Source organism: Bacillus sp. F19 (genome assembly GCA_023823795.1).
GTDB lineage: Bacteria > Bacillota > Bacilli > Bacillales > Bacillaceae > Bacillus_P.
In genome coordinates this window covers 133,977-151,484 of the sequence record CP085710.1, presented here as the reverse complement: position 1 = coordinate 151,484, position 17,508 = coordinate 133,977, and the positions used below count along the sequence as shown (strand labels likewise).

The window sequence follows — 17,508 nt, the reverse complement described above, 5'->3', positions numbered from 1 at the left end:
ATCTATATTATTGTTCTTTAACTGTAACCAGATGTGATACTTTACCGATCATACCGCGAATAGCAGCATTATCATCAAGTACAACAGTTTGATGCATTTTTTTAAGACCTAGTGTTTTAACAGTAATACGTTGGTCTTCTGGGCGACCAATTACACTACGAGTGAGGGTAATCGCTAATTTGTTTGCCATCATGTTTCCCTCCTTATCCTAACAATTCTTCAACCGACTTGCCACGTAGCTTCGCAACTTCATCAGCGCGTTTAAGTTCTGTTAATCCAGAAATTGTAGCACGAATCATGTTAATTGGAGTGTTAGAACCTAGTGATTTTGACAAGATGTCACTAACTCCTGCTAATTCTAGTACCGCACGAACAGGACCACCAGCGATAACACCAGTACCTTCAGATGCAGGTTTTAAAAGGATGTTTCCAGCACCGAATCTTCCGATGACTTGGTGAGGAATAGTAGTACCAACCATAGGTACTTCAACAAGATTTTTCTTAGCGTCTTCGATCGCTTTGCGAATCGCTTCTGGCACTTCTTGTGCTTTACCAGTACCGAAACCTACATGACCGTTTTTGTCGCCGACAACTACTAATGCAGCAAAGCGGAAACGACGTCCACCTTTAACTACTTTAGCTACACGGTTTACGGTAACAACGCGTTCTTCAAGCTCTAATTTGTTTGGTTCAATACGACCCATTCTCTGTGTCCCTCCTTTTTTTATTAAAATTCTAATCCAGCTTCGCGAGCAGCTTCAGCCAAAGCTTTTACACGACCATGGTATAAGTAACCCCCGCGGTCAAATACAACAGATTTAACACCTTTTTCAATCGCACGCTTAGCAACTAATTCGCCAACTTTTTGAGCTGCATCGATATTAGCTTTTGCGTCAACATTAAGATCTTTATCTAAAGTAGAAGCACTTGCAATTGTAACTGAGTTAAGATCGTCAATTACTTGAGCATAGATGTGCTGATTAGAACGAAATACGTTTAAACGAGGACGAGCAGTTGTTCCAGATAATTTCGCGCGAACACGGCCGTGTCTTTTCTTACGCACAACGTTTTTATCAAGTTTCGTAATCATCTAGGTCACTCCTTTCTTATCATCTAGGCGATATTACTTCGCTGTTTTACCTTCTTTACGACGTACATATTCACCTTCGTAGCGGATACCTTTGCCTTTATAAGGCTCTGGCGGACGAATAGCACGGATGTTTGAAGCGATAGCTCCAACACGCTCTTTATCAGTACCTTTTACGATAATTTTCGTATTTGTTGGTACTTCAATTTCGATTCCTTGTTCAGGAACGATTTCTACAGGATGTGAGTATCCAACAGCTAGAACTAGCTTGTTGCCAGATTTAGTAGCACGGTAACCGACACCTACTAATTCAAGACCTTTTTCAAATCCTTTAGAAACGCCCTCAACCATGTTGCCTAAAAGGCTGCGAGTAGTACCGTGAAGAGCACGATGTTCTTTTTGATCAGAAGGACGTGTCACAGTAAGTACGTTATCTTCAACTTTAACGTTGATATCAGAGTTAAAAGTACGAGTTAATTCACCTTTAGGTCCTTTAACAGTTACAGTGCTTTCGTTGATCGCAACTGTTACACCAGCAGGGATTTCAAGTGGTTTTTTACCAATACGAGACATTCATGTACACCTCCATTCTATTTCAGGTTCTTACCAAACGTATGCTAGAACTTCTCCGCCAGCTTGCTTCGCACGAGCTTCTTTGTCAGTTAAGACACCTTGAGAAGTAGATACGATTGCAATTCCTAAACCGTTAAGTACACGTGGTACTTCGTTAGCTTTAGCGTAAACGCGTAATCCTGGCTTACTGATACGTTTCAAACCAGTGATAACACGCTCGTTGTTTGATCCGTATTTCAAGAAAATACGAATGATACCTTGTTTGTTATCTTCTACATATTCAACATCACGTACGAAACCTTCACGCTTAAGAATTTCAGCGATCTCTTTTTTCGCTTTAGATGCAGGAATTTCTAATTTTTCATGACGAACCATATTCGCGTTACGAATACGAGTAAGCATATCTGCAATTGGATCTGTCATTACCATATCAAAATTACCTCCTTCCCGATTATGGGGTATTACCAGCTAGCTTTTTTAACGCCTGGAATTTGACCTTTATATGCGAGTTCACGGAAACAAATACGGCAAAGTTTAAATTTGCGCAGAACTGAATGTGGACGACCACAGCGTTCGCAGCGAGTGTACTCTTGTACTTTAAACTTTTGAGTGCGTTTTTGTTTCGCAATCATTGACTTTTTAGCCACGTTTTCGCCTCCCTATTTCGATTATTTTTGGAATGGCATACCGAACTGAGTTAATAACTCACGAGATTCTTCGTCAGTGTTAGCAGTTGTAACGATAACGATGTCCATACCACGAACTTTTGATACTTTATCATAATCAATTTCAGGGAAGATTAATTGTTCTTTAACACCTAGTGTGTAGTTGCCGCGTCCGTCAAAAGACTTTTTAGAAATACCGCGGAAGTCACGTACACGTGGTAATGATACAGAAACTAATTTATCTAGGAATTCATACATACGCTCGCCGCGAAGAGTTACTTTCGCACCGATAGGCATGCCTTCACGCAGACGGAATCCTGCAATTGATTTTTTAGCTTTAGTGATAACCGGCTTTTGACCTGAGATAGTTGTTAACTCTTCAACAGCTGTGTCAAGAGCTTTTGAGTTAGATACTGCGTCACCAACACCCATGTTGATTACGATCTTCTCAAGCTTTGGAACTTGCATCACTGATTTATAGTTGAACTTGCTCATTAAAGCAGGTGTAATTTCTTTTTGATACTTTTCTTTAAGGCGGTTCATGCGAGGACCTCCCTTCCTTATTTACTATTTATCTAAAGTTTCACCAGATTTTGTTGCAACACGTACCTTTTTGCCATCAACCACTTTGAATCCAACACGAGTTGGTTCACCAGATTTAGGATCTAGTGGCATAACATTTGATACATGGATAGGTGCCTCTTGGCTGATAATTCCGCCTTGAGGATTTGATTGAGAAGGTTTTGAATGCTTCTTCATAATGTTGATGCCTTCAACAAGTACTCGGTCTTTCTTAGGGAAAGCAGCAAGAACAGTGCCTTGTTTACCTTTATCTTTACCTGAGATAACCATTACCTTATCACCTTTTTTTACATGCATCCTAGTCGCACCTCCTTAGTAAGGCTGTCTATTTTCGATTTATAATACTTCTGGAGCAAGAGAAACAATTTTCATAAAGTTATTTTCACGCAATTCACGTGCAACTGGTCCAAAGATACGAGTTCCGCGAGGGCTCTTGTCATCTTTAATGATTACACATGCATTTTCGTCGAAGCGGATATAAGATCCGTCTTGACGGCGTGCACCACTTTTAGTGCGGACAATAACTGCTTTAACAACGTCACCTTTTTTAACAACGCCTCCTGGTGTTGCTTGTTTGACCGTACAAACAATTACATCACCAATACTAGCAGTTTTACGTCCAGATCCGCCAAGAACTTTAATAGTAAGAACTTCACGAGCACCGGAGTTGTCAGCAACTTTTAAACGGGATTCTTGTTGAATCATTTACGTTACCTCCCTTCGGAAAAATAATCCGAACAATATTAGATAATAACAGCTTCTTCAACAATTTCAACTAGACGGAAACGTTTAGTAGCTGATAAAGGGCGAGTTTCCATGACTTTCACTACATCGCCAACTTTAGCTTGGTTGTTCTCATCATGAGCTTTGAACTTTTTGGAGTATTTAACACGCTTGCCGTAAAGCGAATGCTTTTTATAAGTTTCGACAAGAACAGTGATCGTTTTATCCATTTTATCAGAAACTACACGTCCAGTGTAGACTTTGCGCTGGTTGTTGCGTTCACTCATTCTGCAACCTCCTCTCAGGATTATCGATTATTAGCAGCGATCTCTCTTTCAGTGATCACAGTTTTCATACGAGCGATCGATTTACGTACTTCACGAATGCGAGCAGTGTTTTCAAGTTGACCTGTCGCTAATTGGAAACGAAGGTTAAACAACTCTTCTTTTAGTGATTTTACTTTTTGTTCAATTTCAGCAGTGGTAAGATCACGAATTTCATTAGCTCTCATTTGATTCACCACCAATTTCCTCGCGTTTAACGAATTTTGTTTTGATTGGTAATTTGTGAGATGCAAGACGCAATGCTTCGCGTGCTACTTCCTCAGAAACACCAGCAATCTCAAACAAAACTTTTCCAGGTTTTACGACTGCTACCCAGCCTTCTGGAGCCCCTTTACCGGATCCCATACGTACCTCTAGAGGTTTCGCCGTATATGGCTTAGAAGGGAAAATTTTGATCCAGACTTTACCGCCACGTTTCATGTAACGAGTCATCGCAATACGAGCTGCCTCGATTTGACGATTTGTAATCCATGAAGCTTCTAGAGCTTGAATACCGAACTCACCGAAGTGAACTTCTGTACCGCCTTTTGCACGACCGCGCATTTTTCCACGGTGTTCTCTGCGATACTTAACGCGTTTTGGCAACAACATAATTATTTTCCTCCTTCCTCTTTTTTCTTCTTAGTAGGAAGAACCTCTCCACGATAGATCCAAACTTTAACGCCTAATTTACCATAAGTAGTGTCAGCTTCAGCTGTACCATAGTCAATATCAGCACGAAGTGTGTGAAGTGGAACAGTTCCTTCACTGTAATGTTCAGAACGAGCGATATCAGCACCGCCAAGACGACCAGATACCATTGTTTTGATTCCTTGTGCACCAGCGCGCATAGCACGTTGAATTGTTTGTTTTTGAGCACGACGGAAAGAAATACGGTTTTCTAATTGACGAGCGATGTTTTCAGCAACTAATTTAGCATCTAAATCAGCTCTTTTAATTTCAAGAATGTTGATGTGTACACGCTTGCCAGTTAATTGGTTAAGAGCTTTACGAAGTGCTTCAACTTCAGTACCGCCTTTACCGATTACCATACCTGGCTTAGCAGTGTGGATCGTAATGTTTACACGATTAGCAGCACGCTCAATTTCAATCTTTGAAACAGAAGCATCGCTTAAACGTTGGTTGATATATTCACGAACTTTGATGTCTTCGTGTAAAAGATTAGCATAATCTTTACCAGCGAACCATTTAGATTCCCAATCACGAATGACACCAATGCGAAGACCGACTGGATTTACCTTTTGACCCACGGATTATCCCTCCTTCTTTTCTGATACAACGATTGTAATGTGGCTCGTACGTTTGTTGATAGCACTAGCACGACCCATTGCGCGTGGACGGAAACGTTTTAGAGTTGGACCTTCGCCTACATAAGCTTCAGTTACAACCAAGTTGTTAATGTCCATTTCATAGTTGTGCTCTGCATTTGCCACAGCAGATTTTAGAACTTTTTCAATAATTGGAGAAGCAGTTTTCGGTGTGTGACGAAGAATCGCTACCGCTTCACCTATTTGCTTTCCTCGGATAAGATCAATTACTAAACGAGCTTTACGAGGAGCAATACGTACTGTTCTTGCAACGGCTTTAGCTTGCATTTAAAAGCCTCCTCTCATTAACGTCTTGTTTTTTTGTCGTCAGCTGCATGACCTTTATACGTACGTGTAGGTGCAAACTCACCGAGTTTGTGTCCTACCATATCTTCAGTAACGTATACAGGAACATGTTTGCGACCGTCATATACAGCGATCGTTTGACCGATGAATTGTGGGAAAATAGTAGAACGACGAGACCAAGTTTTGATCACTTGCTTTTTCTCTGACTCGTTTAACTTTTCAACTTTTTTGAATAAATGCTCATCTACGAATGGTCCTTTTTTCAAGCTACGGCCCATACTTGTACCTCCCTTCGCGATTGCGCTACGGTTCCTTCGAACCGTAGAACCATCACGTTATTTTTTACGACGACGTACGATGAATTTATCGGACTTATTGGATTTCTTGCGAGTTTTGTAACCAAGAGTTGGTTTACCCCAAGGAGTCATTGGAGACTTACGTCCGATTGGAGCACGACCTTCACCACCACCATGCGGGTGATCGTTAGGGTTCATTACAGAACCACGAACTGTAGGTCTGATGCCTAACCAGCGTGAACGTCCAGCTTTACCAATATTGATAAGTTCATGCTGTTCATTTCCTACTTGACCAATTGTAGCGCGGCAAGTAGCAAGGATCATGCGAACTTCACCAGAAGTTAAACGAACTAATACGTATTTGCCTTCTTTACCAAGTACTTGTGCAGAAGTACCAGCAGAACGTACTAATTGTCCGCCTTTTCCAGGTTTTAATTCGATGTTGTGGATGACTGTACCTACTGGGATGTTTTGAAGAGGAAGTGCATTTCCTACTTTAATATCAGCCTCAGGTCCAGAAACAACTTGTAAACCTACTTCTAGGTTTTTTGGAGCAAGGATATATCTTTTCTCACCATCTGCATAATTAATAAGTGCAATGTTTGCAGAACGGTTCGGATCATACTCTATTGTAGCAACGCGTCCTGGTATACCATCTTTATCGCGTTTAAAGTCGATAATACGGTATTGACGTTTGTGACCGCCGCCTTGATGACGTACAGTAATTTTACCTTGGTTGTTACGACCGCCTTTTCTGTGAACAGGCGCAAGTAATGACTTTTCTGGTTTGTTTGTTGTAATCTCAGCGAAATCAGAAACTGTCATGCCGCGACGACCATTTGAGGTTGGTTTGTACTTTTTAATCGCCATCTCGTTTCCCTCCTATCTTGAAAAATGTATTAGACTTCGAATAATTCGATTTCTTTGCTGTCAGCTGTTAATTTAACAACTGCTTTTTTACGCTTATTAGTAAGACCTGTATAACGACCTACACGCTTATATTTGCCTTTGTAGTTAAGTACGTTAACTTTCTCAACTTTCACGCCAAAGATCGCTTCGATAGCATCTTTAACTTGAGTTTTGTTAGCTTTAACGTCTACTTCAAACGTGTACTTTTTCTCAGTCATTAAGTCTGTTGAAAGTTCAGTGATTACGGGGCGCTTAATAATATCACGAGGATCTTTCATTATGCAAGCACCTCCTCTACTTTTTGCACCGCTGCTTTCGTAATAACAAGCTTCTCATGGTTAAGTACATCTAAAACGTTAATAGAATTAGCTGTAAGAACTGTAATGCCAGGGATGTTACGAGCTGATAATTCAATTGTTTCGTTTACATCAGCAGTAACAATCAATGCTTTCTTCGCAATTGAAAGACCTGTTAGAATAGAAGTCATTTCTTTTGTTTTAGGAGCATTCATTAGTAAGTCTTCTAATACTACTACATTGTTTTCTTGTACTTTAGATGATAAAGCTGATTTGATCGCTAAGCGGCGAACTTTTTTTGGTAATTTGTAAGCGTAGCTGCGTGGTGTTGGACCGAATACGATACCACCGCCGCGCCATTGTGGTGAACGGATAGACCCTTGACGAGCACGTCCAGTACCTTTTTGGCGCCAAGGCTTACGACCTCCGCCTCTAACTTCTGAACGATTTTTAACTTTGTGGTTTCCTTGACGTAAGGAAGCTCTTTGCATGATAACCGCTTCGAATAAAACGTGCTGATTAGGTTCGATACCAAATACGGAATCATTTAGCTCGATTTCACCAACGTTTGATCCGCTTTGGTTTAATAATGCTACTTTCGGCATTATCGAATTCCTCCTTTCTTATGAAAATTAATTAGATTTAACTGCTTTTTTAACAGTAATTAGAGCTTTTTTAGAACCAGGTACATTCCCTTTGATCAATAGCAAGTTACGTTCTACGTCAACTTTAATGATCTCAAGGTTTTGAACAGTAGTACGCTCTCCACCCATACGGCCTGGCAATAATTTGTTTTTGAATACACGGTTTGGAGCAACAGGACCCATTGAACCTGGGCGACGGTGGTAACGAGAACCATGTGACATTGGTCCGCGAGATTGGTTATGGCGTTTGATTGAGCCTTGGAAACCTTTACCTTTCGATATTCCTGTTACATCTACTACATCTCCAGCAGAGAAAATATCAACTTTGACTTCCTGACCAACTTCATACTCACCAGCATCTCCGCGGAATTCCCTTACGAAGCGCTTAGGTGCAGTATTAGCTTTTGCAGCGTGTCCTTTTGAAGGTTTGTTAGAAAGCTTGTCGCGTTTGTCTGAGAAACCAACTTGAACAGCTTCGTAGCCGTCACTTTCAACAGTTTTCAATTGAAGAACAACGTTTCCAGTAGCCTCAATTACTGTTACCGGGATAAGGTCACCCTTTTCCGTAAATACTTGAGTCATACCGATTTTTTTACCTAAGATTCCTTTGGTCATTAGTCACACCTCCTATAATTTGTTGTAAAATCTATTTTTGAAATTAAAGTTTGATTTCAATGTCAACGCCTGACGGCAAGTCTAATCGCATTAATGCATCAACAGTTTGTGGTGTTGGGTTAATGATATCTATCAAACGTTTGTGCGTGCGCATTTCAAATTGCTCACGAGAATCTTTGTATTTGTGTACCGCACGAAGAATCGTATAAATCGATTTTTCTGTTGGCAACGGGATCGGACCAGAAACGTTAGCACCTGAACGTTTTGCTGTTTCAACGATCTTCTCAGCAGATTGATCAAGAATTCTGTGATCATATGCTTTCAAACGAATACGAATTTTTTGTTTTGCCATTATTTTCCCTCCTTTTCGCCTACTTTTAAAATAGACTTTCTCCGTAGAAATTTTCCGCACACTCGCCATGGCAAAGCGGCCGTGTGTATCGGCAACCTCCTACTTCATCGCAGTCAAAGACCAACATTGTCTATTATATAAAAAATCCGTGCCCAATGCAAGAAGAAAATAAAGTTTTTACTTTCTTGCGCACTTTTACTATTATACATACTTCATAGGCGTCTGACAAGTGAATCAGCAGCTGGAAAATGTTTTTGCTGATTGAATAAAATACTTCTAATAGAAGAGATTTTTTCATATAAAAAAAGACGAGCATTAAAGCTCGTCTTTTTAAAAGTAGAATTACTCAGTGATCGTAGCTACGACACCAGCGCCTACTGTACGTCCACCTTCACGGATTGAGAATTTAGTACCTTCTTCAATCGCGATTGGAGCGATAAGTTCAACAGTCATTTCGATGTTATCGCCAGGCATAACCATTTCAACGCCTTCTGGAAGTTGAATGATACCAGTTACATCCGTAGTACGGAAGTAGAACTGTGGGCGGTAGTTAGAGAAGAATGGAGTGTGACGTCCACCCTCTTCTTTTGAAAGAACGTAAACTTCTGATTTAAATTTAGTGTGTGGAGTGATTGTTTTTGGCTTAGCAAGAACTTGTCCACGTTGGATGTCTTCACGAGAAACCCCACGAAGAAGTGCACCGATGTTGTCGCCAGCTTCTGCATAGTCAAGAAGCTTACGGAACATTTCAACACCTGTTACAGTTGTAGATTTTGGCTCTTCAGTGAAGCCGATGATGTCGATAACATCTCCAACTTTAACTACGCCGCGCTCTACACGTCCTGTAGCAACTGTTCCACGACCAGTGATTGAGAATACATCCTCAACTGGCATCATGAAAGGTTTTTCAGTGTCACGAGCTGGAGTTGGGATATACTCGTCAACTGCGTTCATAAGTTCAACGATTTTTTCTTCCCAAGCTGCGTCACCTTCAAGAGCTTTTAAAGCAGAACCTTTGATTACTGGAATGTCATCGCCAGGGAAGTCGTATTCAGAAAGAAGGTCACGAACTTCCATTTCAACTAATTCAAGTAACTCTTCGTCGTCTACCATGTCACATTTGTTCATGAATACAACTAGGTAAGGAACACCTACTTGACGAGAAAGAAGGATGTGCTCACGAGTTTGTGGCATTGGGCCGTCAGAAGCAGAAACAACTAGGATTCCGCCGTCCATTTGAGCAGCACCAGTGATCATGTTTTTAACATAGTCAGCATGTCCTGGGCAGTCAACGTGTGCATAGTGACGAGTTTCAGTTTCGTACTCAACGTGTGCAGTTGAGATTGTGATTCCGCGCTCGCGCTCTTCTGGAGCAGCATCGATCATGTCGTATGCCATTGCAGCACCTTTACCGCTACGTTTAGCTAATACAGTTGTAATAGCAGCTGTTAAAGTTGTTTTACCGTGGTCAACGTGTCCAATTGTACCGATATTGGCATGCGTTTTGGAACGGTCGAATTTTTCTTTACCCATTCTAAATTCCTCCTTAGAGTCATGATTAATTATATAGATTGCAGAAAATGAAACATGTCCACTTTCTATTCATACATAAGTAGTTATACTTCAATAAAAGGTGAAAATCAATTATTCACCTTTATTTTTTTTGATAATTTCTTCAGAAATTGATTTTGGAACCTCTTCGTAATGATCAAAATGCATTGAGAATGTTCCGCGGCCTTGAGTATTTGAACGTAACGCAGTAGCGTAGCCAAACATCTCAGAAAGTGGAACCATTGCACGTACAACTTGAGCATTTCCGCGTGCTTCCATACCCTCTACTCGTCCGCGACGAGAAGTGATATCACCCATGATATCTCCCATGTACTCATCAGGGATTACAACTTCAACCTTCATAACAGGCTCAAGGATAACAGGGTTACACTTAGATACAGCGTTTTTAAGAGCCATTGATGCAGCAATCTTAAACGCCATTTCACTAGAGTCAACATCATGGTAAGAACCATCAACTAATGTTGCTTTTACATCGATTAGCGGATAACCAGCTAGGACACCATTTTTCATAGAGTCTTCTAAACCAGCTGCAACAGCAGGCACGTATTCACGTGGTACTGTACCACCAACTACTTTATTTTGGAACTCAAAGCCTTTTCCTTCTTCGTTTGGTTCGAATTCTACCCAAACGTGTCCGAACTGACCGCGTCCACCAGATTGTCGTGCGAATTTACCTTCAACCTTAGCAGAGCCACGGAAGGTTTCGCGATAAGCAACCTGAGGAGCACCAACGTTAGCTTCAACTTTAAATTCACGTCTCATACGGTCAACAATGATGTCAAGGTGAAGTTCACCCATACCAGATATGATCGTTTGACCCGTTTCAGTGTCAGTGTGAGCTTTGAAAGTTGGATCTTCTTCAGAAAGCTTTGTTAAAGCTGTAGACATTTTGTCTTGGTCAGCTTTAGATTTTGGTTCAACAGAAAGTGAGATAACAGGCTCTGGGAAATTCATTGATTCCAAGATAACAAGGTTCTTTTCATCACATAGAGTGTCACCAGTAGTAGTATCTTTAAGACCTACAGCAGCAGCGATATCTCCAGCATATACTGTTGAAATTTCCTCACGAGAGTTAGCATGCATTTGCAGGATACGACCTACGCGTTCACGCTTGCCTTTCGTAGAGTTCTGCACGTATGATCCAGAGTTAAGAACACCTGAATACACACGGAAGAATGTTAATTTACCAACGTAAGGATCAGTCATAACTTTAAATGCAAGTGCTGAGAATGGACCTTCATCACTAGATTCACGAACTACTTCATCCTCACTGTCAGGCAATGTACCTTTAATTGCTGGTACATCCAAAGGTGATGGCAGGTAGTCTAGAACAGCATCTAGCATTAACTGAACACCTTTGTTTTTAAATGCAGAACCACAGATAACTGGGTAGAATTCTACATTTACAGTACCTTTACGGATAGCAGCTTTCAATTCATCAATTGTAAGCTCTTCTCCCTCAAGGTATTTCATCATAAGATCTTCATCAAGTTCCGCTACAGCTTCTACAAGCTTTCCGCGCCACTCTTCTGCAAGATCTTTATACTCATCAGGAATCTCCATTGCTTCTGAACGAGTTCCTAGGTCATCTTCGTAAATGTATGCTACATTTTCTACTAAATCGATAATACCTACAAATTCATCTTCAGCACCAATTGGAAGCTGGATAGGATGAGCGTTTGCTTCAAGACGGTCATGCATTGTTTTTACAGAGTATAAGAAATCCGCACCGATTTTATCCATTTTATTAACGAATACTACACGCGGTACTCCGTAAGTTGTTGCCTGGCGCCATACTGTTTCAGTTTGTGGCTCAACACCTGATTGTGCATCAAGTACTGCTACCGCACCATCAAGTACACGCAATGAACGTTCAACTTCAACTGTGAAGTCTACGTGTCCTGGTGTATCGATGATGTTTACGCGATGACCCTTCCACTGAGCAGTTGTAGCAGCAGAAGTGATAGTGATACCACGTTCTTGCTCTTGCTCCATCCAGTCCATTTGAGAAGCACCTTCATGTGTTTCACCAATTTTATGGATACGTCCAGTGTAGAATAATACACGTTCAGTAGTAGTCGTTTTACCGGCATCGATGTGAGCCATGATGCCGATATTACGAGTTTTGTCTAAGGAGAACTCTCTTGCCATTTGGGTTTTTCTCCTTCCTATTATAAGGATTATTATATTTTACGGTTTGAATCCTACCAGCGGTAGTGAGCGAATGCTTTGTTAGCTTCAGCCATTTTGTGAGTATCTTCACGTTTCTTAACTGATGAGCCAGTGTTGTTAGCTGCATCAAGAATCTCGTTAGCTAAACGCTCTTCCATCGTTTTTTCACCGCGAAGACGAGCGTAGTTTACTAACCAGCGAAGACCAAGAGTAGTACGACGGTCAGGGCGAACTTCAACAGGAACTTGATAGTTTGCACCACCAACACGACGAGCTTTTACCTCAAGAACTGGCATGATGTTTTTAAGTGCTTGTTCAAACACTTCGATTGCTTCTTTACCTGAACGCTCTTTCACTAAGTCAAAAGCAGTGTAAAGAATAGTTTGTGCTTTACCTCTCTTACCGTCAACCATAATTCTGTTAATTAGACGAGTAACAAGCTTTGAGTTGTAAAGTGGATCTGGTAATACGTCTCTTTTTGTAACAGGACCTTTACGTGGCATGTTATATCCTCCCTTCATGCTATAATCTTAAGCTTTATATACTTAAGGCATTATTTTTTTGGTGCTTTTGGTCGTTTTGTACCGTATTTAGAGCGACCTTGCATACGTTTGTCAACACCAGCAGTGTCTAATGCACCGCGTACGATGTGATAACGTACACCCGGTAAATCTTTTACACGTCCGCCGCGGATAAGTACAACACTATGCTCTTGCAGGTTGTGTCCGATACCAGGAATGTAGGCAGTTACCTCGATTCCGTTAGTTAAGCGAACACGAGCATATTTACGAAGAGCCGAGTTCGGTTTCTTCGGTGTCATTGTACCAACACGAGTACATACTCCGCGTTTTTGCGGTGATGATGTGTTTGTTTGCTCTTTTTTGAAGCTGTTGTAACCTTTGTTTAACGCAGGAGAAGTTGATTTTTCAACTTTGCTTACGCGTCCCTTGCGCACTAATTGGTTAATAGTAGGCATGTTTATGTCCTCCCTTCTCGAAGTTTAATACCACACATCCAGGTGGTTCATATTTGGGCAAAAACAAAGTTTTTGCAGAGGATTTAAAACCCTTGGCAAAAACGGTTTTAATTGATAATAGCTACAGTTACTGCTCCTACTTCTATTCCGCAAGCTTTTCCAAGCTTTTTCATAGAGTCAACCATACTAAAGGGAATGTCCTTCTGTTTAGCTAGTTCAATAATCATTTGTATGATTCTCGAATCAGCGTCCTCAGCAATGACCAGTTCCTTTACTTGATCAAGTTTTAGAGCCTTTACTGTTTGCTTCGTACCAACAATAATTTTATGTGCCTGCGATACTTTTTCATAAGACATAATAATATATCCTCCAAAGCAACAGGTTTTAATTAAGCACCTAGAACATACTAACATCGTAAGAGATGGATGTCAACTAGATCAATGAAACATTTTTCTAGAATCGTCCATCTCTTTTTCAGTTAGTTAATCTACAGTTACAGTTTCATCTTCCGGCTGTGTACGCGGGATTGGGTTAACGCGTCTATAGCGCTGCATTCCAGTTCCGGCAGGCACAAGCTTACCGATGATAACATTTTCTTTCAAGCCGAGCAGTTCATCACGTTTGCCTTTAATCGCAGCATCAGTAAGGACACGAGTTGTTTCCTGGAATGATGCAGCAGATAAGAATGAATCTGTTTCAAGTGATGCTTTTGTAATACCAAGAAGGATCGGACGTCCTGTTGCAGGGCGTTTGCCGTCAAGCAATACCTTTTTGTTGGCATCCGTAAATTGGTGAACATCAAGCAATGTTCCAGGCAATACATCCGTATCTCCTGCATCCATTACTCTTACTTTGCGAAGCATTTGGCGAACCATTACTTCAACGTGTTTGTCACCAATTTCTACCCCTTGCATACGGTATACTTTTTGAACTTCACGAAGCAGATATTCCTGAACAGAAGTGATATCTGTTACTTTCAGCAATTCTTTAGGATCAATTGAACCTTCAGTAAGTTCCTGACCGTGAATAATTTTGTCGCCTTCAGCCACTTTAAGTCTAGCGTTGTAAGCAGCTGTGTAAGTGCGTGTTTCAACATCGCCTTTAATAACGATTTCCTGTTGTCTGTCACGAACTTCATTTATTTCCACTACTACACCATCAATTTCAGAAATGGTTGCTTGACCTTTCGGATTTCTCGCTTCAAATAGCTCTTGAATACGAGGTAAACCTTGAGTGATGTCATCTCCGGCAACACCGCCTGTATGGAACGTACGCATTGTAAGCTGAGTTCCTGGTTCTCCGATAGATTGAGCAGCGATAATACCGACTGCCTCTCCAACTTCAACCTCTGTACCTGTAGCCAAGTTGCGTCCGTAGCATTTTTTACATACACCATGACGGGTGTTACATGTAAATGCAGAACGGATCCATACTTCTTCAATACCAGTTTCAACAATCGCTAAAGCAAGGTCTTCTGTAATGAGATCATTTTCAGAAACGATGACTTCGCCAGTATCAGGATGTTTAAGTGTTTTGCGTGCATGACGCCCAATTAAACGCTCTTCTAAATGCTCGATTACTTCAGTGCCTTCTTTAATTGATTTCGTTAAGATGCCGCGGTCCGTTCCACAGTCTTCATCACGAATGATTACATCCTGTGCAACATCTACGAGACGTCTTGTCAAGTAACCTGAGTCAGCTGTTTTAAGGGCTGTATCGGCAAGACCTTTACGCGCACCATGTGTTGAGATAAAGTACTCTAACACTGTTAAGCCCTCGCGGAAACTTGATTTGATTGGAAGTTCAATAATACGTCCAGCCGGGTTGGCCATCAGTCCGCGCATTCCGGCAAGCTGCGTAAAGTTAGATGCGTTACCACGGGCTCCTGAATCACTCATCATGAAGATTGGGTTGCGTTTATCAAGAGAAGCCATCAGTTTGCCCTGGATAACATCTTTAGACGCACTCCAGATGGAAATAACACGTTCATAGCGCTCTTCTTCTGTAATCAGACCGCGTTTGAATTGTTTTAGAACATTATCTACTTTAGCCTGTGCCTCTTTAAGGATCTCTTCTTTTTCGCGCAATACGATGATATCTGATACACCAACCGTAATACCGGCTTTTGTAGAGTATCTGAATCCAAGATCTTTCATTCGGTCAAGCATTTTAGATGTTTCAGTGATATGGAATTTCTTAAAGATTTCAGCAATGATTTTACCTAAGATCCCCTTCTTGAACGGAGGAATGACCTCTTGGCTTTGAATGAATTCTTTTACATTCACATTTGCATCAATAAAGAATCTTTCCGGTGTTTCATCTTCAATGTTGCTCTTTGTCGGTTCATTCATATAAGGGAATGAAGGCGGCAGAATTTCATTGAAGATCAATTTTCCTACTGTTGTTACAAGAAGCTTTTTGCGCTGTTCATCAGTGAATGATTCATTAGGCAGAGAGCTTGCTTGAACAGCAATACGAGTATGCAGATGCACATATCCGTTTTGATATGCAATCAACGCTTCGTTTGTATCCTTGAAGACCATTCCTTCGCCGACAGCTTCTTCGCGTTCTAATGTCAGGTAGTAATTGCCTAATACCATATCCTGAGAAGGAGTAACAACAGGTTTTCCATCTTTAGGATTTAGAATGTTTTGAGCTGCAAGCATCAAAATGCGTGCTTCTGCTTGAGCTTCAGCAGATAGAGGTACGTGAACCGCCATTTGGTCACCATCAAAGTCAGCGTTATATGCTGTACATACTAATGGGTGAAGACGAATTGCGCGGCCTTCTACAAGCGTAGGCTCGAATGCCTGGATTCCCAGTCTGTGAAGTGTAGGTGCGCGGTTAAGCAGAACTGGATGCTCTCTGATAACTGCTTCTAATACATCCCAAACCTCAGGAGATACACGCTCTATTTTGCGTTTAGCACTCTTAATGTTATGTGCTAAGCCTTTTTCAACTAGTTCTTTCATAACGAAAGGCTTGAATAATTCAAGAGCCATTTCTTTCGGCAATCCGCATTGATACATTTTCAGGTTCGGTCCTACAACGATAACGGAACGGCCTGAGTAGTCAACACGTTTACCAAGAAGGTTTTGACGGAAACGTCCTTGTTTTCCTTTCAGCATGTGTGAAAGTGATTTAAGAGGACGATTACCCGGTCCTGTAACAGGACGGCCGCGGCGGCCATTGTCAATCAATGCATCAACAGCTTCCTGAAGCATGCGTTTTTCGTTCTGAACGATGATGCTAGGCGCACCAAGATCCAATAGACGTTTTAAACGATTGTTGCGGTTGATTACACGGCGGTACAAATCATTTAAGTCAGAAGTCGCAAAGCGGCCTCCGTCTAATTGAACCATTGGACGAAGTTCAGGCGGGATGACCGGAAGCACATCAAGGACCATCCATGATGGCTCATTTCCTGAGTTGCGGAACGCTTCTAATACTTCTAAACGTTTGATTGCACGGGTTCTGCGCTGCCCTTGTGATGTTTTAAGCTCTTCTTTAAGCTGATCAACTTCTTTGTCCAAGTCGATGTCAGAGAGAAGCTTTTTAATTGCTTCTGCACCCATTGCAGCCTGGAAAGTTGAGCTGTATTTATCACGGTATGCTCTATATTCTTTTTCAGAAAGCAGCTGTTTTTTCTCAAGTGGTGTGTCGCCTGTTTCTGTAACCACGTAAGAAGCGAAGTAAATCACTTCTTCTAGTGCACGCGGAGACATATCAAGGACTAAGCCCATGCGGCTAGGAATGCCTTTGAAATACCAAATGTGAGAAACTGGGGCAGCAAGTTCAATATGCCCCATACGCTCACGGCGAACCTTTGCACGAGTTACTTCAACTCCGCATCGATCACAGACTACACCTTTGTAGCGAACTCTTTTATATTTTCCGCAATGACATTCCCAGTCCTTTGTAGGACCGAAAATGCGCTCGCAGAACAAACCGTCTTTTTCTGGTTTTAATGTACGATAGTTAATCGTTTCTGGTTTCTTAACTTCACCGAATGACCACGAGCGAATTTTATCAGGTGAAGCGAGACCGATGTTCATATACTCAAAGTTATTTACATCTAGCAAGGGGCCT

The 17,508-nt window shown here is 41.3% G+C and carries 26 protein-coding genes; all 26 read right to left on the bottom strand.

Annotated elements, in window-relative coordinates; translation table 11 throughout:
- Positions 1–7: 7 nt before the first annotated feature.
- The 26 genes from rpmD to rpoC all read right to left on the bottom strand — a co-directional run bounded on the left by rpmD (position 8) and on the right by rpoC (position 17,501).
- Positions 8–190, bottom strand: a complete 183-nt coding sequence (rpmD, locus tag LIT25_00840; GenBank protein ID USK34037.1) for a 50S ribosomal protein L30 — start codon at positions 188–190, stop codon at positions 8–10.
- A 13-nt stretch (positions 191–203) separates the two neighbouring features.
- Positions 204–704 carry a 30S ribosomal protein S5 gene (rpsE, locus tag LIT25_00835; protein USK34036.1) on the bottom strand — a complete coding sequence of 167 codons (501 nt, stop codon included), beginning with the start codon at positions 702–704 and terminating at the stop codon, positions 204–206.
- Positions 705–727: 23 nt separating this feature from the next.
- Positions 728–1,090 (bottom strand): 50S ribosomal protein L18, encoded by a 363-nt coding sequence (gene rplR / locus LIT25_00830; GenBank protein ID USK34035.1) that lies wholly within the window; start codon positions 1,088–1,090, stop codon positions 728–730.
- A gap of 33 nt (positions 1,091–1,123) precedes the next feature.
- The gene (gene rplF / locus LIT25_00825; protein ID USK34034.1) at positions 1,124–1,660 is read right to left on the bottom strand and encodes a 50S ribosomal protein L6; all 537 of its coding nucleotides are present in this window, start codon (positions 1,658–1,660) and stop codon (positions 1,124–1,126) included.
- Between the two features lie 30 nt (positions 1,661–1,690).
- On the bottom strand, positions 1,691–2,089 hold the full coding sequence (gene rpsH / locus LIT25_00820; GenBank protein USK34033.1) for a 30S ribosomal protein S8: 399 nt from the start codon (positions 2,087–2,089) through the stop codon (positions 1,691–1,693).
- 32 nt (positions 2,090–2,121) lie between these two features.
- Positions 2,122–2,307, bottom strand: a complete 186-nt coding sequence (gene rpsN / locus LIT25_00815; protein USK34032.1) for a 30S ribosomal protein S14 — start codon at positions 2,305–2,307, stop codon at positions 2,122–2,124.
- Between the two features lie 21 nt (positions 2,308–2,328).
- The gene (gene rplE / locus LIT25_00810) at positions 2,329–2,868 is read right to left on the bottom strand and encodes a 50S ribosomal protein L5 (protein USK34031.1); all 540 of its coding nucleotides are present in this window, start codon (positions 2,866–2,868) and stop codon (positions 2,329–2,331) included.
- Positions 2,869–2,892: 24 nt separating this feature from the next.
- Positions 2,893–3,204, bottom strand: a complete 312-nt coding sequence (gene rplX / locus LIT25_00805) for a 50S ribosomal protein L24 (protein ID USK34030.1) — start codon at positions 3,202–3,204, stop codon at positions 2,893–2,895.
- A 39-nt stretch (positions 3,205–3,243) separates the two neighbouring features.
- Positions 3,244–3,612: a 50S ribosomal protein L14 gene (rplN, locus tag LIT25_00800; protein ID USK34029.1), complete on the bottom strand. Its 369-nt coding sequence runs from the start codon at positions 3,610–3,612 to the stop codon at positions 3,244–3,246.
- A gap of 38 nt (positions 3,613–3,650) precedes the next feature.
- Positions 3,651–3,917, bottom strand: a complete 267-nt coding sequence (gene rpsQ, locus LIT25_00795) for a 30S ribosomal protein S17 (protein ID USK34028.1) — start codon at positions 3,915–3,917, stop codon at positions 3,651–3,653.
- Between the two features lie 20 nt (positions 3,918–3,937).
- On the bottom strand, positions 3,938–4,141 hold the full coding sequence (gene rpmC / locus LIT25_00790; GenBank protein ID USK34027.1) for a 50S ribosomal protein L29: 204 nt from the start codon (positions 4,139–4,141) through the stop codon (positions 3,938–3,940).
- Positions 4,131–4,565 (bottom strand): 50S ribosomal protein L16, encoded by a 435-nt coding sequence (gene rplP, locus LIT25_00785; GenBank protein USK34026.1) that lies wholly within the window; start codon positions 4,563–4,565, stop codon positions 4,131–4,133. The genes rpmC and rplP overlap by 11 nt, the downstream gene beginning before the upstream one ends.
- 2 nt (positions 4,566–4,567) lie before the next feature.
- Positions 4,568–5,224, bottom strand: a complete 657-nt coding sequence (gene rpsC, locus LIT25_00780; GenBank protein USK34025.1) for a 30S ribosomal protein S3 — start codon at positions 5,222–5,224, stop codon at positions 4,568–4,570.
- Between the two features lie 3 nt (positions 5,225–5,227).
- Positions 5,228–5,569 carry a 50S ribosomal protein L22 gene (rplV, locus tag LIT25_00775; GenBank protein ID USK34024.1) on the bottom strand — a complete coding sequence of 114 codons (342 nt, stop codon included), beginning with the start codon at positions 5,567–5,569 and terminating at the stop codon, positions 5,228–5,230.
- 17 nt (positions 5,570–5,586) lie between these two features.
- On the bottom strand, positions 5,587–5,865 hold the full coding sequence (gene rpsS / locus LIT25_00770) for a 30S ribosomal protein S19 (protein USK34023.1): 279 nt from the start codon (positions 5,863–5,865) through the stop codon (positions 5,587–5,589).
- 57 nt (positions 5,866–5,922) lie between these two features.
- Positions 5,923–6,753 carry a 50S ribosomal protein L2 gene (gene rplB, locus LIT25_00765; protein ID USK34022.1) on the bottom strand — a complete coding sequence of 277 codons (831 nt, stop codon included), beginning with the start codon at positions 6,751–6,753 and terminating at the stop codon, positions 5,923–5,925.
- Positions 6,754–6,782: 29 nt separating this feature from the next.
- The gene (gene rplW / locus LIT25_00760) at positions 6,783–7,070 is read right to left on the bottom strand and encodes a 50S ribosomal protein L23 (GenBank protein ID USK34021.1); all 288 of its coding nucleotides are present in this window, start codon (positions 7,068–7,070) and stop codon (positions 6,783–6,785) included.
- Complete coding sequence (gene rplD, locus LIT25_00755; protein ID USK34020.1) at positions 7,070–7,693, bottom strand: 50S ribosomal protein L4; 624 nt, start codon at positions 7,691–7,693, stop codon at positions 7,070–7,072. The genes rplW and rplD overlap by 1 nt, the downstream gene beginning before the upstream one ends.
- Before the next feature lie 27 nt (positions 7,694–7,720).
- Entirely contained in the window at positions 7,721–8,347 is a 627-nt protein-coding gene (rplC, locus tag LIT25_00750) for a 50S ribosomal protein L3 (GenBank protein ID USK34019.1), read from the bottom strand.
- Positions 8,348–8,390: 43 nt separating this feature from the next.
- Positions 8,391–8,699 (bottom strand): 30S ribosomal protein S10, encoded by a 309-nt coding sequence (rpsJ, locus tag LIT25_00745; protein USK34018.1) that lies wholly within the window; start codon positions 8,697–8,699, stop codon positions 8,391–8,393.
- Positions 8,700–9,041: 342 nt separating this feature from the next.
- Positions 9,042–10,232, bottom strand: a complete 1,191-nt coding sequence (tuf, locus tag LIT25_00740; protein ID USK34017.1) for an elongation factor Tu — start codon at positions 10,230–10,232, stop codon at positions 9,042–9,044.
- 111 nt (positions 10,233–10,343) lie between these two features.
- Complete coding sequence (fusA, locus tag LIT25_00735) at positions 10,344–12,422, bottom strand: elongation factor G (protein USK34016.1); 2,079 nt, start codon at positions 12,420–12,422, stop codon at positions 10,344–10,346.
- A gap of 53 nt (positions 12,423–12,475) precedes the next feature.
- Positions 12,476–12,946, bottom strand: a complete 471-nt coding sequence (gene rpsG / locus LIT25_00730; GenBank protein ID USK34015.1) for a 30S ribosomal protein S7 — start codon at positions 12,944–12,946, stop codon at positions 12,476–12,478.
- Positions 12,947–12,996: 50 nt separating this feature from the next.
- Entirely contained in the window at positions 12,997–13,419 is a 423-nt protein-coding gene (gene rpsL / locus LIT25_00725; protein USK34014.1) for a 30S ribosomal protein S12, read from the bottom strand.
- Between the two features lie 107 nt (positions 13,420–13,526).
- Positions 13,527–13,775 carry a 50S ribosomal protein L7ae-like protein gene (locus tag LIT25_00720; GenBank protein USK34013.1) on the bottom strand — a complete coding sequence of 83 codons (249 nt, stop codon included), beginning with the start codon at positions 13,773–13,775 and terminating at the stop codon, positions 13,527–13,529.
- 126 nt (positions 13,776–13,901) lie between these two features.
- Positions 13,902–17,501, bottom strand: coding sequence for a DNA-directed RNA polymerase subunit beta' (rpoC, locus tag LIT25_00715; protein ID USK34012.1), 3,600 nt, complete (start codon positions 17,499–17,501; stop codon positions 13,902–13,904).
- Positions 17,502–17,508: the final 7 nt, after the last annotated feature.

Excerpts from the sequence above, each read along its gene's own strand:
- rpmD (USK34037.1), bottom strand. The coding sequence starts at position 190 with ATGGCAAACAAATTAGCGATTACCCTCACTCGTAGTGTAATTGGTCGC.
- rpsE (USK34036.1), bottom strand. The coding sequence starts at position 704 with ATGGGTCGTATTGAACCAAACAAATTAGAGCTTGAAGAACGCGTTGTT.
- rplR (USK34035.1), bottom strand. The coding sequence starts at position 1,090 with ATGATTACGAAACTTGATAAAAACGTTGTGCGTAAGAAAAGACACGGC.
- rplF (USK34034.1), bottom strand. The coding sequence starts at position 1,660 with ATGTCTCGTATTGGTAAAAAACCACTTGAAATCCCTGCTGGTGTAACA.
- rpsH (USK34033.1), bottom strand. The coding sequence starts at position 2,089 with ATGGTAATGACAGATCCAATTGCAGATATGCTTACTCGTATTCGTAAC.
- rplE (USK34031.1), bottom strand. The coding sequence starts at position 2,868 with ATGAACCGCCTTAAAGAAAAGTATCAAAAAGAAATTACACCTGCTTTA.
- rplX (USK34030.1), bottom strand. The coding sequence starts at position 3,204 with ATGCATGTAAAAAAAGGTGATAAGGTAATGGTTATCTCAGGTAAAGAT.
- rplN (USK34029.1), bottom strand. The coding sequence starts at position 3,612 with ATGATTCAACAAGAATCCCGTTTAAAAGTTGCTGACAACTCCGGTGCT.
- rpsQ (USK34028.1), bottom strand. The coding sequence starts at position 3,917 with ATGAGTGAACGCAACAACCAGCGCAAAGTCTACACTGGACGTGTAGTT.
- rpmC (USK34027.1), bottom strand. The coding sequence starts at position 4,141 with ATGAGAGCTAATGAAATTCGTGATCTTACCACTGCTGAAATTGAACAA.
- rplP (USK34026.1), bottom strand. The coding sequence starts at position 4,565 with ATGTTGTTGCCAAAACGCGTTAAGTATCGCAGAGAACACCGTGGAAAA.
- rplV (USK34024.1), bottom strand. The coding sequence starts at position 5,569 with ATGCAAGCTAAAGCCGTTGCAAGAACAGTACGTATTGCTCCTCGTAAA.
- rpsS (USK34023.1), bottom strand. The coding sequence starts at position 5,865 with ATGGGCCGTAGCTTGAAAAAAGGACCATTCGTAGATGAGCATTTATTC.
- rplB (USK34022.1), bottom strand. The coding sequence starts at position 6,753 with ATGGCGATTAAAAAGTACAAACCAACCTCAAATGGTCGTCGCGGCATG.
- rplW (USK34021.1), bottom strand. The coding sequence starts at position 7,070 with ATGAAAGATCCTCGTGATATTATTAAGCGCCCCGTAATCACTGAACTT.
- rplD (USK34020.1), bottom strand. The coding sequence starts at position 7,693 with ATGCCGAAAGTAGCATTATTAAACCAAAGCGGATCAAACGTTGGTGAA.
- rplC (USK34019.1), bottom strand. The coding sequence starts at position 8,347 with ATGACCAAAGGAATCTTAGGTAAAAAAATCGGTATGACTCAAGTATTT.
- rpsJ (USK34018.1), bottom strand. The coding sequence starts at position 8,699 with ATGGCAAAACAAAAAATTCGTATTCGTTTGAAAGCATATGATCACAGA.
- tuf (USK34017.1), bottom strand. The coding sequence starts at position 10,232 with ATGGGTAAAGAAAAATTCGACCGTTCCAAAACGCATGCCAATATCGGT.
- fusA (USK34016.1), bottom strand. The coding sequence starts at position 12,422 with ATGGCAAGAGAGTTCTCCTTAGACAAAACTCGTAATATCGGCATCATG.
- rpsG (USK34015.1), bottom strand. The coding sequence starts at position 12,946 with ATGCCACGTAAAGGTCCTGTTACAAAAAGAGACGTATTACCAGATCCA.
- rpsL (USK34014.1), bottom strand. The coding sequence starts at position 13,419 with ATGCCTACTATTAACCAATTAGTGCGCAAGGGACGCGTAAGCAAAGTT.
- LIT25_00720 (USK34013.1), bottom strand. The coding sequence starts at position 13,775 with ATGTCTTATGAAAAAGTATCGCAGGCACATAAAATTATTGTTGGTACG.